Source organism: Bacillus cereus group sp. BcHK124, assembly GCF_027712065.1.
In the GTDB taxonomy this organism is placed as follows: domain Bacteria; phylum Bacillota; class Bacilli; order Bacillales; family Bacillaceae_G; genus Bacillus_A; species Bacillus_A pacificus.
Genome location: NZ_JAQFPJ010000001.1, coordinates 146418 through 160626, shown reverse-complemented (window position 1 = coordinate 160626; position 14209 = coordinate 146418). Strand labels below are relative to the sequence as shown.

The window sequence follows — 14209 nt, the reverse complement described above, 5'->3', positions numbered from 1 at the left end:
ATTTGATACCAAGTTCATTTTACTCCTATTTTTGTCGAAGCGTCAAGAAAACGTATACATAATTTGCATATAATTTGCCAATTCTTTTTTTCTTCTTATATATTCAGATTTTCCTAAAGAAAAATCTGTTTTTATAAATGAGAAATGTTATATAATAATCCCTATAGAAAGAGGGGAATATTGTGAGTAAAAATACAATCGATACAACATCTTTAGAAGATGTTTCATTGAACGCCTTCGCTTACGAATTGCTACGTGAAGAATTACTACCTGATTTAATCGGTAACGATCTAGATGGTATTTTATACTGGTCCGGTAGAAACCTTGCAAGAAAATATCCACTAGACACAATTGAAGAAGTCATTCAGTTCTTTGAAAAAGCTGGCTGGGGCACTTTAAGCATTATTGAACATAAGCGTCGTGAAATGCAGTTCCAACTTAAAGGCACACTCATCGCTGAACGTCAAAAACAAAAAAGACATTCTTCTTATCAATTAGAAGCTGGGTTCATCGCTGAACAAATTCAAAAGCAACGAAACGTCGTTGCAGAGTCCTACGAAGAAAAGAAAAAACGTTCAGACTCTATTACATTTCTTGTAAAATGGGATATAAAAGATCTCATTGAAGTGTAGCATTACCCACAGTCAACTAGACATATCAGTTTAGTTGACTTTTTGCATTTTCATTCATTTGAATTTATTTTAAATCTTCAGAAATTATACCAAAAAATAGAAGACGTTGTAAACTACAACGTCTTCTTATCCGCTAAATAACTATAAATCGTCTCTGCGACATTTTTCGGCATACCTGCTTCGACAAATTCCTCTATAGAAGCTTCTTTCATCTTCTTTAATGAACCAAAATGTTTTAACAATACCTTTTTCCGTTTATCACCGATTCCGGGGATATCATCCAGTGCTGATTGAATGACAGATTTCCCGTGTAATTGACGATGAAATGTAATCGCAAATCGATGCACTTCATCTTGAACACGCTGCAATAAATAAAATTCTTGGCTATTTCTCTCAAGCATCACAGGTTCAGGTGGATCTCCAATAATTAAATGAGATGTTTTATGTTTGTCATCTTTTACAAGACCTGCCATCGGAATATATAAACCGAGCTCATTTTCTAAAACATCACTTGCAGCCGCCAGATGGCCTTTTCCGCCATCAATAATGATTAAATCTGGTAAAGGTAAGTTCTCTTTCAATGCCCTTGTATAACGGCGTCTCACAACTTCTCTCATAGACTCATAATCATCTGGTCCTTGAACTGTTTTAATTTTATATTTCCTGTATTCTTTCTTAGCTGGTTTCCCATCAATAAAAGCAATCATTGCCGAAACAGGATTTGTCCCTTGAATATTTGAGTTATCAAACGCTTCAATACGATAAGGCGTTTCAATTCCGAGCTGCTTCCCTAAATTCTCTACAGCTTTAATCGTTCGCTCTTCATCACGTTCAATTAAATAGAATTTCTCTTCCAAAGCAATCTTCGCATTTTTATTTGCCAGTTCTACAAGATCTTTTTTCTTACCGCGTTTCGGCTGTGTCGCTTCTACTTCTAAAAAGCGTTCTACTAATTCTGAGTCTATACTTCCTGGAACGACAATTTCCTTCGGCTTAAAATGACTGCTGTTTTCATAAAATTGACCGATAAACGTTAAGAACCCCTCTTCTGGTTCATCGTAGATTGGAAACATAGAAACATCACGTTCGATTAGCTTTCCTTTTCGAACGAAGAAAACTTGAACACACATCCACCCTTTATCAACTGCATACCCAAACACATCACGGTCCACTAAATCACTCATAATCATCTTTTGCTTTTCCATAATCGCATCGATATGAGCAATTTGATCACGTAACTCTTTTGCACGTTCAAACTCTAGTTTCTCTGAAGCTTCATACATTTTTGTTTCTAATTCCGAACGAACTTCTTTATGTCCACCATTTAAAAACTTAATAATTTCATCTACAATTTCTTTATTTTGTTCTTCCGTAACTTCTTTCACACAAGGTGCTAAACATTGACCCATATGATAATATAAACAAACTTTATCAGGCATATTTGAGCACTTACGAAGCGGATACATACGATCTAGCAGTTTTTTCGTTTCATGAGCTGATTGTGCATTCGGATAAGGGCCAAAATACTTTCCCTTATCCTTTTTTACATTTCTCGTAATAAGTAATCGTGGTTGTTTCTCAGCTGTAATTTTAATAAAAGGATATGTTTTATCATCTTTTAATTGAATGTTATATTTTGGATCATGCTTTTTTATTAAGTTCAACTCTAAAATGAGAGCCTCTAGATTTGAGGAGGTTACAATATATTCAAAATCTACAATTTCTCCTACTAGCCGAAGTGTTTTCCCGTCATGCGAACCAGTAAAGTACGAGCGCACACGATTTTTAAGCACTTTTGCCTTTCCGACATATATAACCGTTCCTTGCTTATCTTTCATTAAATAACAACCAGGTTGATCTGGTAAAATAGCCAATTTCTCTTTTAAATGTTCGTGCACTCGTTACCCTCCATTTCTACATGCTTAGCATTTTTATTTTCACATGAAAACATACTATGCCAAAACACCCAACATACGTTCTTTTATTGTAACGGAAAGGTGTAAAAAAGGAAAATAAAAAAAGCTACCAAATGGTAGCCCTTTTATTTTAGAAGTGTTTAGAAACTAATTCCACTAACGCTTCTTTCGGTTTGTAACCTAACGCTTGATCAACTACTTTACCGTCTTTTAATACGAAAAGAGCTGGAATGCTCATTACTTCGAATTGACGAGCAGTTTCTTGATTTTCATCCACGTCTACTTTTACTACTTTTACTTTTTCGCCTAGTTCTGCATCAATTTCCTCTAATACAGGAGCGATCATTTTACAAGGTCCACACCAAGGTGCCCAAAAATCTAATAATACAACACCTTCGCTAGTTTCTGCTGCGAAGCTTTGGTCATTTGCGTTTACAATTGCCATTTTATTTCCTCCTTCAAGTATATTCTACCAAGAGTATATCATTAACTTATATACGTGGCGAATAATATGTATCGTTATGTATTGTAACAAAAAAGTGTTCCTTTATACTATATAAAAATACGGATTAAATACTAAAAAGATGAGAGACAGGGGATCTCTCACCTTTTTCTATATATAGGGGTACTTCACTTGGAACTCAAGGGTACTCAAATCATGAATGTACTTTTAACTTTTTAAACTCTTCTGTTAAAAGAGGTACGACTTCAAATAGATCGCCAACAATACCGTAGTCAGCTACTTTGAAGATACTTGCTTCTGGGTCTTTATTAATCGCAACAATTATTTTTGAGTTAGACATACCAGCTAAATGCTGAATCGCTCCAGAAATACCGCATGCAATGTATAGGTCTGGCGTAACAACTTTACCAGTTTGACCAATTTGTAATGAGTAATCGCAATACTCAGCGTCACAAGCACCACGAGATGCTCCAACAGCGCCGCCTAATACGTCAGCTAACTCTTTTAATGGTTTGAATCCTTCTTCGCTCTTCACACCGCGTCCGCCAGCGATAATAACTTTTGCTTCAGAAAGATCAACGCCTTCTGCCGTCTTACGGACGACATCTTGAATGATTGTACGTAAGTCTTTCACATCTACTGTAATAGAAGACACGTCACCACTGCGAGACTCATCTTTTTCAAGCGTTGCGATGTTATTTGGACGCACTGTCGCAAATAAGATGCCGTCTGTTACAATCTTCTTCTCAAACGCTTTACCAGAGTAAATTGGACGAGTAAAGATAACATTTCCACCTTCAACTTCTAAAGCAGTTACGTCAGAAACTAGACCAGCTTCAAGCTTCGCTGCTAATTTTGGTGATAAATCTTTCCCAAGTGCTGTATGTCCAAATACAATACCTTCTGGATTTTCTTCAGCATATACAGCTAAAAATGCTTGTGCATAGCCATCAGATGTATATGATTTTAATTTATCATTTTCAACTGTCACAACGCGATCTGCACCGTAATGAATCAATTCATTTGCAAAAGAAGCAACGCTATCTCCAACTAGAAGACCTACTACTTCACCGCCTTCTGCAATTGTTTTTGCTGCTGCTACCGCTTCAAACGAAACGTTACGTAGCGATCCATCACGAACTTCACCCATTACTAATACTTTACGAGCCATAGATTTTCCCTCCTGCATATATAATTTCGTATTTTATTAGATTACTTTCGCTTCTGTATGGAGCAACGATACAAGTTCTTTTACTTGATCTTGCAGCTCGCCTTGTAACACTTTTCCTGCATCTTTCTTAGGAGGCAAATAGATTTCAATTGTTTTTGTCTTTGCTTCCACATCATCTTCTTCTAAATCTAAATCATCTAATTCTAATTCTTCTAGTGGCTTTTTCTTCGCTTTCATAATACCTGGAAGCGATGGATAACGGGGTTCATTTAAACCTTGCTGTGCTGTTACTAAAACTGGTAATGAAGTTTCAATCACTTCTGTATCACCTTCAACATCGCGCTCAATCTTCACGTTTGTACCGTCAATTTCAAGTTTTGTAATTGTCGTTACGTACGGAATATTTAATGCTTCAGCTACACGCGGACCAACTTGTCCAGATGCACCATCAATTGCAACGTTTCCGCCTAAAATTAAATCTGCATCTTTATCTTTTAAATATTCAGCAAGCACTTTTGCTGTTGTAAACTGGTCACCATTTTCTACATCATCTTCAATATTAATTAATACCGCTTTATCGCAGCCCATCGCTAACGCCGTACGAAGTTCTTTCTCACTATCTTCGCCACCAACTGTTACGACAGTAACTTCTCCACCTTGTGCGTCTCTTACTTGAATTGCTTCTTCAATTGCATATTCATCGTAAGGGTTGATGATGAATTCCGCTTCGCCATCGTAAATTGCACCGTTTTTAATTACGATTTTTTCTTCTGTATCAAATGTTCGTTTCATGAGTACGTAGATGTTCATTCCATTTACCCCCTTGTTTTTCAGAAAGATTCTATCAATTTTAATTTTCTGTTAATTTATATTAAAAAAATAATTGAACTACCTGCCGCTAAATGAAGGCTTACGCTTTTCTAAAAATGCTGCGACACCTTCTCTTCCATCTTCACTCGTAAATACTTCACCAAAGATTTGAGCTTCGCGTTGTACACCTTCATAATAATGAGACGATTTCGTTGTTTGCAATAACTCTAGTACAGCACGAGTCGTCGCTGGGCTTTTTCCAGCAATCTGTTTTGCAACTTTAAGCGTATCATCTAAAAATGTTTCTTCAGCAAAAACTCCGTTAACTAGTCCCCATTTTAATGCTTCTGCACCAGTAATCGGTGTACTTGTTAACATCATTTCACAAGCTTTCGCTTTCCCAACATAACGTGGTAATCGCTGTGTACCTGCAAATCCAGGAATTAATCCAAGTGTTAATTCAGGTAAACCAAGTTTTGCACTTTCAGTTGCAAAGCGCATGTGGCAAGACATAGCAAACTCAAGGCCGCCGCCAAGTGCCGCTCCATGAATTGCCGCGATAACTGGTTTTGAACATTTTTCAACGCGCTCAAACGTAACTTGTCCAAGCTGCGCTAATTCAGTCGCTTGCTTCGCTTCAGTAACAGATGTAAATTCTTTAATATCTGCTCCCGCCGAGAAGAAACGCCCTTCACCGTGAATAACAACAACACGAATGTTATCATCCTTCTCCACTTGATCAATTAATTCAGTAACGTCATGCATAACTTGTGAAGACATCGCGTTAGCTGGCGCATGATTTAACGTAGCCACCGCGATATGATCTTCAACTCTTACAGATAGGAATTTCAACATGATCCCTCCCATTATTGACGATAACCACAAGCTGCAATAAGTAGCCCATGTACCGTTTTTGAAAGTGCGACCAGATCATACTTATGATCGCTCATTACCCAATTGGTCACAACTTCATCTACTGTTCCAAAGATCATTTGTCTTGCCACGCGAACATTTAAATCCGCTCGGAATTCACCTTGCTTTATACCTGTCTCTAAAATCTCATCAATAACTTGTAAGTAGCCTTTTAATACTTCATTTATTTTTAGGCGTAAGTCTTGATTGGACTGTCTTAGCTCTAATTGCGTAACGATAGCAAGAGGATCATTTTGCGACAACAGCAAGAAGTGCGTTTCTACCAACATGAATAACTTCGATACAGCGCTTTCAATTCCTGCTGTTTTTTGACGAATTGTTTCGACAAATTCTCCCATCTTCTCTTGGAATAAGGATATTAATATATCTTCTTTATTTTTAAAATATAAATAAATCGTACCATCAGCTACCCCAGCTTGCTTTGCTATTTTAGAAACTTGCGCTTGATGGTACCCATTCTCCGCAATCACAATGACTGCCGCATCAATAATTTGATTGTATTTCGGTCTATTTTTCTTCACTTTACTGTCCCCTTCAAGAAGATGACTGAATGAATAGTCATTCATATTCTTATAATACTGACTATTTAGAAAAGTGTCAATCCCATTTTTTCAAAAAGAAAGGGCCTTAGCCCGTTTGCTCATCCTCATTCTTTCTTTTCTCTTCCTCAATTAGGACACGGCGTAAAATTTTTCCGACTGTCGTTTTCGGCAGTTCATCTCTAAACTCATATACTTTCGGCACTTTATAGGCCGCTAAATATTTACGAGCAAACTGATTTAATTCTTCCTCAGAACACTCCGTACCTTCTTTTAACACAACAAACGCTTTAACTGTCTCTCCCCTATACGGATCAGGAACTCCAATCGTCACTACTTCTTGCACTTTTTCATGCTCATATAATACTTCTTCTACTTCACGAGGATACACATTAAATCCACTCGCAACAATCATATCTTTCTTACGATCTTTCACATAGAAAAAGCCATCTTCATCCATGTAGCCAACGTCCCCTGTATGGAGCCATCCATCTTGCAGTACAGCTGCTGTTTCTTCTGGCTTATTCCAATATCCTTTCATAATTTGAGGGCCTTTTACTACAATTTCACCGATTTCTCCCGGTGGTAATGCCTCACCAGTTTCAAGCGACATAATCATTGCTTCTGTATCTGGCCACGGAACTCCAATGCTACCTGGCACTCGCTTTTCCCATAAAAAATTACTATGTGTAACTGGAGATGATTCCGTTAAGCCATATCCCTCTACTAATTTACCCCCTGTAACTGTTTCGAACTTTTCCTGTACTTCTACTGGTAGTGGTGCTGATCCACTAATACAAGCACGAATAGACGAAATATCGTATTCTTTTAAAAGCGGGCTATTTAAAAGAGCAATATAAATAGTTGGTGCTCCTGGAAACAATGTCACTTTATGCTTCTTAATCGCTTCAAAAACCATTTTCATATCAAATTTTGGAATAAGAACCATTTTGTATCCTTGCATAATACTTAAATTCATGACAGCCGTCATGCCATACACGTGGAAAAACGGAAGAACCCCAAGAACGACTTCTTCTCCTTCTTTGCAATTATATAACCATTGAACTCCCATCAAAGTGTTAGAAACGAGGTTTTTATGTGTTAACATAACGCCTTTCGGAAATCCAGTTGTTCCTCCTGTGTACTGTAAAAGAGCTAGATCATTTTCAGGATCACAAGGCACCTCAACACCTGTATTCACTTCTTTTTCTACTGAGTTCCAAAGGTGAATCGTTTCACTCTCTGATACTTTCACAACTAAATTCGACTGTTTTTTCTGCACAAATGGATACAATAGATTTTTAGGGAAGGGTAAAAAGTCCGCAATACGCGTTACGATAATATGCTCAACTTTTGTAGCAGATTGAACATTCGTTACTCTTGGAAATACTAAATCGAGGCAAAGAATGACTTTTGCTCCCGAATCATGAAGCTGATATTCTAATTCTCTTTCTGTATATAGTGGATTTGTTTGTACTACGATACCTCCTGCAAGTAATGTACCGTAATAACCAATTACAGCTTGCGGACAATTCGGCAACATAATTGCAACTCGATCACCCTTTTCCACACCGAGCTTTTGAAGATAATTTGCAAATCTCTTCACCTTATCATGAAAGTCTGAAAATGTAATATCCTTCCCTAAAAAGTGAAGCGCTTTCTTTTCTGGGTAGCGAGAAGCCATCTGTTCTACATATTTATGAAGCGACTGAATATCATAAGAAATTGTACTTGGAATTTCCTCTGGATAATTTTTCAACCATGGTTTTTCCACCTTCATTCCCCCTTCAAATACATAAAAAATAAATGAATGTTCATTCATGAGGTTGTTTTCATTATATTATAGTCACCACAACGTTACAATCATAATATTCTGACTTTTGTATAACTATGCTTCATTCCATTAACTTCTTATTATATGTACAAACTCTCCTAATCTATAAAAAATAAGAGAGTTATTTTTTTAGCTTAATCTTATTATCGTTAACACAGCTCCTGGTGTAGTTGTTGATAATGTTGCAACAGCTAACAAACCAAATAATTGCAAGCTAATAGCATCTCCTGCTGCGAGAGTTGTAATAATTGTTGCGCTAAATGATGTGGTTGCTACAGCAGGAGAATTTATCGTCCCAGCAAGGGGTGCTCCATTAATTGTAATTCGTGAACTGACCAATAATGAAGCTGTTATATTAATCGAATATGAAATATAATAATTCCCAGCATTTGCAACCGTAAATACTGTATTTCCCCCGGAAACCGTAATACCAGGACCGATATTTTGATTATTCGGAAGCGGGACATTCGTTCCACCGAGAAGTACCGATATCGCTGTTCCCGACGTATTATTTGCAAATGCATACGTCGCCGTGATACTTGTACCTGTTACTCCCGTCGCTCCGGTCGGACCTGTTGCTCCCGTTGGACCCGTTGCTCCTGTTATTCCTGTCGCTCCGGTCGGACCTGTTGCTCCCGTTATTCCTGTCGCTCCGGTCGGACCTGTTGCTCCCGTTATTCCTGTCGCTCCCGTTGGACCCGTTACTCCCGTTATTCCTGTCGCTCCGGTCGGACCTGTTGCTCCCGTTGAACCTGTTGCTCCAGTTGGACCTGTCGCTCCCGTTGGACCTGTTGCTCCCGTTGGACCTGTCGCTCCCGTTGGACCCGTTGCTCCCGTCACTCCCGTTGCTCCCGTTGGACCCGTTATTCCTGTCGCTCCCGTTGGACCCGTCGCCCCAGTTACTCCCGTTGCTCCCGTTATTCCTGTCACTCCGGTTGGACCTGTTGCTCCGGTTGCTCCCGTTACTCCCGTCACTCCCGTTGCTCCCGTTGGACCCGTTGCTCCCGTTATTCCTGTCGCTCCCGTTGAACCTGTCACTCCGGTTGGACCTGTCACTCCGGTTGGACCTGTTGCTCCCGTCACTCCCGTCACTCCCGTTGCTCCCGTTGCTCCCGTTGGACCCGTTGCTCCCGTTATTCCTGTCGCTCCGGTCGGACCTGTTGCTCCCGTTGAACCTGTTGCTCCGGTTACTCCCGTCGCTCCCGTTGGACCTGTTGCTCCCGTTATTCCTGTCACTCCGGTTGGACCTGTTGCTCCCGTTATTCCTGTCACTCCGGTTGGACCTGTTGCTCCCGTTGGACCCGTTATTCCTGTCGCTCCCGTTGGACCTGTCGCTCCCATTGGACCCGTTGCTCCCGTCGGACCAGTTGGACCTAGCTTAGGCACTGTCCCATCGCAACTAAAACAACACGAATCAACATGTACACCATTTTGATTATTACACTCACAATACCCATTTATATTATTGCGCCATGAAGACATGTTGATCCCCTCCTTCAAATTCAATCTTTTAAGTATAAGCAACAAATAAAAAAACACCTATCAAATACCCCAGAATAACTTTACTCCGTACATTCTAATAATTATTACATGCGATTTTTACCCCTTTTGCTTGTACTTTTGCCTTCTTACTCAAACGAAATTCTTTTTCTTAATAAAACCACTTGATGTTCTCGTACTTGGAGCACCTTATTTCTTATAGTTGATGAGGGAGAGTGGGAAGAAAGTTAATAAAAAAGAGGCTTCTTGTTAGGAGTCTTCTTTTTTATTTGTTCTTATAGGCCAAAAGGAAACTATCTTTTTTTCACGAATGTAACCTATGAACATAACTAGGAGGGATAACTATGTACCAAACAATTGAAGGCTTCTTGCAATCATGGACATACGAGACTGAGTCTACTCAAAAAATGCTCGATGTACTAACAGATGAATCTTTGTCACAAGAAATCGCACCTGGGCACTGGACGTTAGGAAGAGTCGCTTGGCATATCGTGACGGCAATTCCTGTTATACTATCTGGCACAGGGCTAAAGTTTGAAGGAGAAACGAAAGATTATCCCGTACCAACTTCAGCAAAAACAATTGCAGGTGGATATCGTAAAGTGAATACAGCTTTTGTTGAAGCACTTCAAAGCGAATGGACGGATAAAGACTTAACTACTATTAATGACTTCTTTGGCCGCCCTATGCCAAATTCTATATTTTTAATGACACTCATTAATCATCAAAATCACCACCGCGGACAAATGACAGTTTTAATGCGCCAGGCTGGCTTAACAGTTCCTGGCGTATATGGTCCTGCAAAAGAAGAATGGGCTACAGCTGGAATGGAAGCTCCTAAAATGTAACTACAGAAAAAGACAAGGTGTTTACACATCTTGTCTTTTTCTGTAACTTGTTTCATGTGAAACTATTTTACGTATTCTTATCATACAGTTATATCTTCCTTCTCTATATTTTTAATTCCGTAATATGCAATGGCAACTCCAATTGCTGCCAATGCTAGTTGAAGGGGAAGAAAAGTTGCCGTTGAAAACATTGGGGTGTTATTAATTGCAATTGATACAACGATAATTGATGAAACAATTGTAGTTGGCACTGAACGTTTACGCATTCCGAAATATAGTGGGATTAAACTTATTCCCGCAGTTGCAACGGCTAAAGGAACAAGGTTTATCCCTTCTTGCATCAATTGATCTACTGTGAATGAATGAGGAAGAATTGAAAAATAGCTATCTATCCCAAAGAAAACTCCTACTACTAAAATATTAGATAAAATAACTGTTATAAATGTTAATGTTGCTGTAATAATCAACTTACTAACCATCATTTTCTTTCGGTTAATTGGATAAGAAAACATAAGTAGTATTGTTTTGTTTTTATATTCACCAATTATTAACCTTGCGATTAACACACTACCAAAAATAATAAACGTTGCTCTTACTAATGTACTAGCCATTAACAAAACCATCTGTGGATCTCTTATTTCTGGATCGCCTTCTATTTGAGAAACGATGCTCGTAAAGATCAGTAATGTCAGTATAGCGATATTTGCAATAATCGCTCCCCTTACATACCATCCAAGCTTAAACTTCTTCATTTCTAGCTTCATAAGACGTAGCATAATAGTCCTCCTTTCATTTGAAATTTAATCGATATAAATCGCTCCTGTTTTACTTAAAATCTTCATTTCGTTTTTCGCATCACCAATGGTTCCTGCTTTTACATGTTCTGTATTTTTATCTTTCTTAAGTCCTTTTACATTCACCATTACGTCAGACGAATTACTTTTAGCCGTAAGTTTTAAAGAAGTCGGAACACCTTTATACCGTACGCCAATATCTCCTGATTTTGTTTCTACAAATAACGATTTTCCTTCTTTCATATCCTTCAGTAATACTTCTCCCGATGTTGAAGTGATGTTCATATTTGAGTTACTTACATTTGTTATATAGTTATCACCAGTCGTAGACTTTATATTTAATTCTTGTACTGAACTATCTTTTACAGCTAACTCTCCACTTTGCGATATGAATTCACCTTTCTCAGCTGATAGTCCTACAACCATTTCATCTCCAGACTTGCTTTTTGTCACGATACTTTTTACTACTATATCGCTTATTTTCACATCACCCGATTTATTATTTAATACAATTTTATCTATTTCTTTCTTCGGAATAGCTATACATATACTATTTTTCTTCCTAAACGTGAAACCATTAAAAAATCTGGTCGCCTTTTGTTTTTGCTTAACTATAACTTTATTCCCTGCCTGTTCTATTTCGACAGGATCTACCTCTTTATCTAAACGTTTACCTTGAGCCGAAATGACTATTTTGTTAGCTTCTGTACTTTTAAATTCAATATCCCAGTTTTCATTGTCCACTTCTATTTCTTTTATATTATTTATCTCAAAAGACTTTTCTTTCTTAAAATCTTTCCCCTGAAATACTTTAAAACAAAAAAACGCACTAGCAATTGTAATGAATAATATTGCAATTACTATTATTTTTTTCACTATTCATACCCCAGTTCGTTATTGTTTTATGCTACATCGATCTTGTCGATTTTACGATACGATAAATAACTAATAAAAATTCCTAATAAACAGAGTACAATTGGGATAAATATAAAATCATACATACTTACTTGACCGCTTCCAGGACCTACGTTACTGTTCATTAGCATCCCAATTATTACTGCAGAAGTAATTGTTGTCGGTGTAGATTTCTTTCTCATCCCAAAAAATAAAGGAATTAAGCTTATACCAGATATCATAAATGCACTTATAAAGGTAGCTGGAACAGTAGCTATTATTTCACCCATCGTAAGAGGTGTTTCAATTAACCCCATCATTGGGTTCATAAAAAATATGAGCAAACTAATAGTGAACGTAGCAATAATCATGCTGATAAAACAAAAACTAAAAACAATTGTTAATTTCGTCCTCATTAGCAATTTCCTTTGTAATGGGTACATAAACAATAGTTGCATTGTTTTGTTCTTATATTCATCAATTACTAAACGCGATAAAATGACTGCACTAAAAATAAGAAATGTCATTCTTATAAAAATGTTTGCTAAAGTCATATATTTTGTGAAATCAGTGAGGGCTGCGTCTACTTCACCTTTCACTCCCATCCCCATAAGACTTACCGCAGCAAAAATTGCTATAATACAAATTGCTACCCCTTTAAAATAACTAGATAATTTATGTTTCTTCCATTCAAGTTTCATCAATTTAAACATATAAACCAAGCCTCCATTACTGACATAACTATCTCTATGCTACTAACATTCTAATTCCAGCAGTAACTACGCTCATCATTCCTATCACTATTATAATTAACAACCATTTCCGCTCAGGTTTTCTATAATATAAAATTGCACTTATAAACATTACGATTAATCCACTCACTAGATTCACTAACAATCCATTAAGCATGAATGCCCTCTCCATCCATTACATTTAAGAAATACTCTTCTAAGGAACTATGTTTCTTATTCATACTTTCTATTTCCACATCGTTCATAATAAGTGCTTTTGAAATAGCCTGCTGCGTCGCCTTCAATTCATACACGCGAATCATATTTCCACTCATTATTTTGTAATTTTTTATACCGAGTTTATCTTCTAAAATATAAGCTGCACGCTTCACATCAAGAACAGTAATTTCAATGTACTCTGTTTGTTTTCCGTTAATACTCTGCATTGAAACTTCTTTTATTAGTTTTCCATTTTGAATTACACCAATTGTATCCGCCATTAGTTCCATCTCACCTAAAATATGACTAGAAACTAATAACGTAATGCCATATTCTTTGCAGAGCATTTTAAATAAGTCTCGTAACTCTTTAATACCAATTGGATCTAAACCGTTAATTGGCTCATCTAAAATGAGTAATTCTGGCTTTGTCATGATCGCCCTTGCAATACCAAGTCGTTGCTTCATCCCTAATGAAAAATCTTTTACTTTTTTATTATCGATCCCTTGCAATTTTACTAAATGTAAAGCATTGTCAATTGCGTTTTTATCGTAATAGCCCATATATTCACAATGTAATTCTAAGTTTTCTTTCGCCGTTAATTTATCATAAAAGATTGGATATTCGATAATTGTCCCCATGCGCTTTAATACTTCATAAGATGTATCCGTTAACTTCTCACCGAAAATTTCAATATCACCGCTCGTCGGTTTTATTAAATTTGTGATCATTTTCATAATCGTTGTTTTACCAGCACCATTCGGTCCTAAGAAACCGTATATCTCTCCTTTTTTCACATGCATGTTAACGCTAGAAATAATTTCTTTCCCCTTAAACACTTTCGTTAACTGATTCGTTTTTAATATATATGTCATGTCGTTTTCTCCTTTCGCACTACTTTATACTTCTATAATAGACAACGGAA

General features: G+C 37.3%; 15 protein-coding genes. 2 read left to right on the top strand and 13 right to left on the bottom strand.

Annotated features, from left to right (window positions below; genetic code table 11):
* Positions 1-182: 182 nt before the first annotated feature.
* The gene (locus tag PDK19_RS00885) at positions 183-632 is read left to right on the top strand and encodes a YslB family protein (RefSeq protein WP_000042220.1); all 450 of its coding nucleotides are present in this window, start codon (positions 183-185) and stop codon (positions 630-632) included.
* A 113-nt stretch (positions 633-745) separates the two neighbouring features.
* Here PDK19_RS00885 and uvrC read toward each other — a convergent pair whose 3' ends face one another.
* The 8 genes from uvrC to PDK19_RS00845 all read right to left on the bottom strand — a co-directional run bounded on the left by uvrC (position 746) and on the right by PDK19_RS00845 (position 9780).
* On the bottom strand, positions 746-2530 hold the full coding sequence (gene uvrC, locus PDK19_RS00880) for an excinuclease ABC subunit C (protein ID WP_000544277.1): 1785 nt from the start codon (positions 2528-2530) through the stop codon (positions 746-748).
* Positions 2531-2678: 148 nt separating this feature from the next.
* Positions 2679-2993, bottom strand: a complete 315-nt coding sequence (trxA, locus tag PDK19_RS00875) for a thioredoxin (protein ID WP_001018943.1) — start codon at positions 2991-2993, stop codon at positions 2679-2681.
* A gap of 211 nt (positions 2994-3204) precedes the next feature.
* Positions 3205-4182, bottom strand: coding sequence for an electron transfer flavoprotein subunit alpha (gene etfA / locus PDK19_RS00870; RefSeq protein WP_000101965.1), 978 nt, complete (start codon positions 4180-4182; stop codon positions 3205-3207).
* A 36-nt stretch (positions 4183-4218) separates the two neighbouring features.
* Positions 4219-4992 (bottom strand): electron transfer flavoprotein subunit beta, encoded by a 774-nt coding sequence (gene etfB, locus PDK19_RS00865; protein WP_001029030.1) that lies wholly within the window; start codon positions 4990-4992, stop codon positions 4219-4221.
* Positions 4993-5070: 78 nt separating this feature from the next.
* A complete protein-coding gene (locus PDK19_RS00860; RefSeq protein ID WP_000911295.1) occupies positions 5071-5847 on the bottom strand; it encodes an enoyl-CoA hydratase in 777 nt (258 codons plus the stop codon).
* A gap of 11 nt (positions 5848-5858) precedes the next feature.
* Positions 5859-6446 carry a TetR/AcrR family transcriptional regulator gene (locus PDK19_RS00855; RefSeq protein WP_431077795.1) on the bottom strand — a complete coding sequence of 196 codons (588 nt, stop codon included), beginning with the start codon at positions 6444-6446 and terminating at the stop codon, positions 5859-5861.
* 106 nt (positions 6447-6552) lie between these two features.
* Positions 6553-8238: a long-chain-fatty-acid--CoA ligase gene (locus tag PDK19_RS00850; protein ID WP_124878177.1), complete on the bottom strand. Its 1686-nt coding sequence runs from the start codon at positions 8236-8238 to the stop codon at positions 6553-6555.
* Positions 8239-8427: 189 nt separating this feature from the next.
* The gene (locus PDK19_RS00845; protein ID WP_270706460.1) at positions 8428-9780 is read right to left on the bottom strand and encodes a BclA C-terminal domain-containing protein; all 1353 of its coding nucleotides are present in this window, start codon (positions 9778-9780) and stop codon (positions 8428-8430) included.
* A gap of 362 nt (positions 9781-10142) precedes the next feature.
* Between PDK19_RS00845 and PDK19_RS00840 the strand changes: the two genes are divergently transcribed.
* On the top strand, positions 10143-10646 hold the full coding sequence (locus PDK19_RS00840) for a DinB family protein (protein WP_014893493.1): 504 nt from the start codon (positions 10143-10145) through the stop codon (positions 10644-10646).
* A gap of 80 nt (positions 10647-10726) precedes the next feature.
* Here PDK19_RS00840 and PDK19_RS00835 read toward each other — a convergent pair whose 3' ends face one another.
* The 5 genes from PDK19_RS00835 to PDK19_RS00815 are packed head-to-tail and all read right to left on the bottom strand — an operon-like array spanning position 10727 to position 14159.
* A complete protein-coding gene (locus PDK19_RS00835) occupies positions 10727-11422 on the bottom strand; it encodes an ABC transporter permease (protein ID WP_000945204.1) in 696 nt (231 codons plus the stop codon).
* Positions 11423-11446: 24 nt separating this feature from the next.
* On the bottom strand, positions 11447-12316 hold the full coding sequence (locus PDK19_RS00830; RefSeq protein ID WP_000720985.1) for a DUF4097 family beta strand repeat-containing protein: 870 nt from the start codon (positions 12314-12316) through the stop codon (positions 11447-11449).
* A gap of 26 nt (positions 12317-12342) precedes the next feature.
* Complete coding sequence (locus tag PDK19_RS00825) at positions 12343-13047, bottom strand: ABC transporter permease (RefSeq protein ID WP_074615536.1); 705 nt, start codon at positions 13045-13047, stop codon at positions 12343-12345.
* 34 nt (positions 13048-13081) lie between these two features.
* A complete protein-coding gene (locus PDK19_RS00820) occupies positions 13082-13243 on the bottom strand; it encodes a hypothetical protein (protein ID WP_000931764.1) in 162 nt (53 codons plus the stop codon).
* Positions 13236-14159 (bottom strand): ABC transporter ATP-binding protein, encoded by a 924-nt coding sequence (locus tag PDK19_RS00815; protein WP_270706457.1) that lies wholly within the window; start codon positions 14157-14159, stop codon positions 13236-13238. The genes PDK19_RS00820 and PDK19_RS00815 overlap by 8 nt, the downstream gene beginning before the upstream one ends.
* Positions 14160-14209: the final 50 nt, after the last annotated feature.

Excerpts from the sequence above, each read along its gene's own strand:
- PDK19_RS00845 (WP_270706460.1), bottom strand. The coding sequence starts at position 9,780 with ATGTCTTCATGGCGCAATAATATAAATGGGTATTGTGAGTGTAATAAT.
- PDK19_RS00840 (WP_014893493.1), top strand. The coding sequence starts at position 10,143 with ATGTACCAAACAATTGAAGGCTTCTTGCAATCATGGACATACGAGACT.
- etfB (WP_001029030.1), bottom strand. The coding sequence starts at position 4,992 with ATGAACATCTACGTACTCATGAAACGAACATTTGATACAGAAGAAAAA.
- PDK19_RS00820 (WP_000931764.1), bottom strand. The coding sequence starts at position 13,243 with ATGCTTAATGGATTGTTAGTGAATCTAGTGAGTGGATTAATCGTAATG.
- PDK19_RS00835 (WP_000945204.1), bottom strand. The coding sequence starts at position 11,422 with ATGCTACGTCTTATGAAGCTAGAAATGAAGAAGTTTAAGCTTGGATGG.
- trxA (WP_001018943.1), bottom strand. The coding sequence starts at position 2,993 with ATGGCAATTGTAAACGCAAATGACCAAAGCTTCGCAGCAGAAACTAGC.
- PDK19_RS00860 (WP_000911295.1), bottom strand. The coding sequence starts at position 5,847 with ATGTTGAAATTCCTATCTGTAAGAGTTGAAGATCATATCGCGGTGGCT.
- PDK19_RS00825 (WP_074615536.1), bottom strand. The coding sequence starts at position 13,047 with ATGTTTAAATTGATGAAACTTGAATGGAAGAAACATAAATTATCTAGT.
- etfA (WP_000101965.1), bottom strand. The coding sequence starts at position 4,182 with ATGGCTCGTAAAGTATTAGTAATGGGTGAAGTTCGTGATGGATCGCTA.
- PDK19_RS00815 (WP_270706457.1), bottom strand. The coding sequence starts at position 14,159 with ATGACATATATATTAAAAACGAATCAGTTAACGAAAGTGTTTAAGGGG.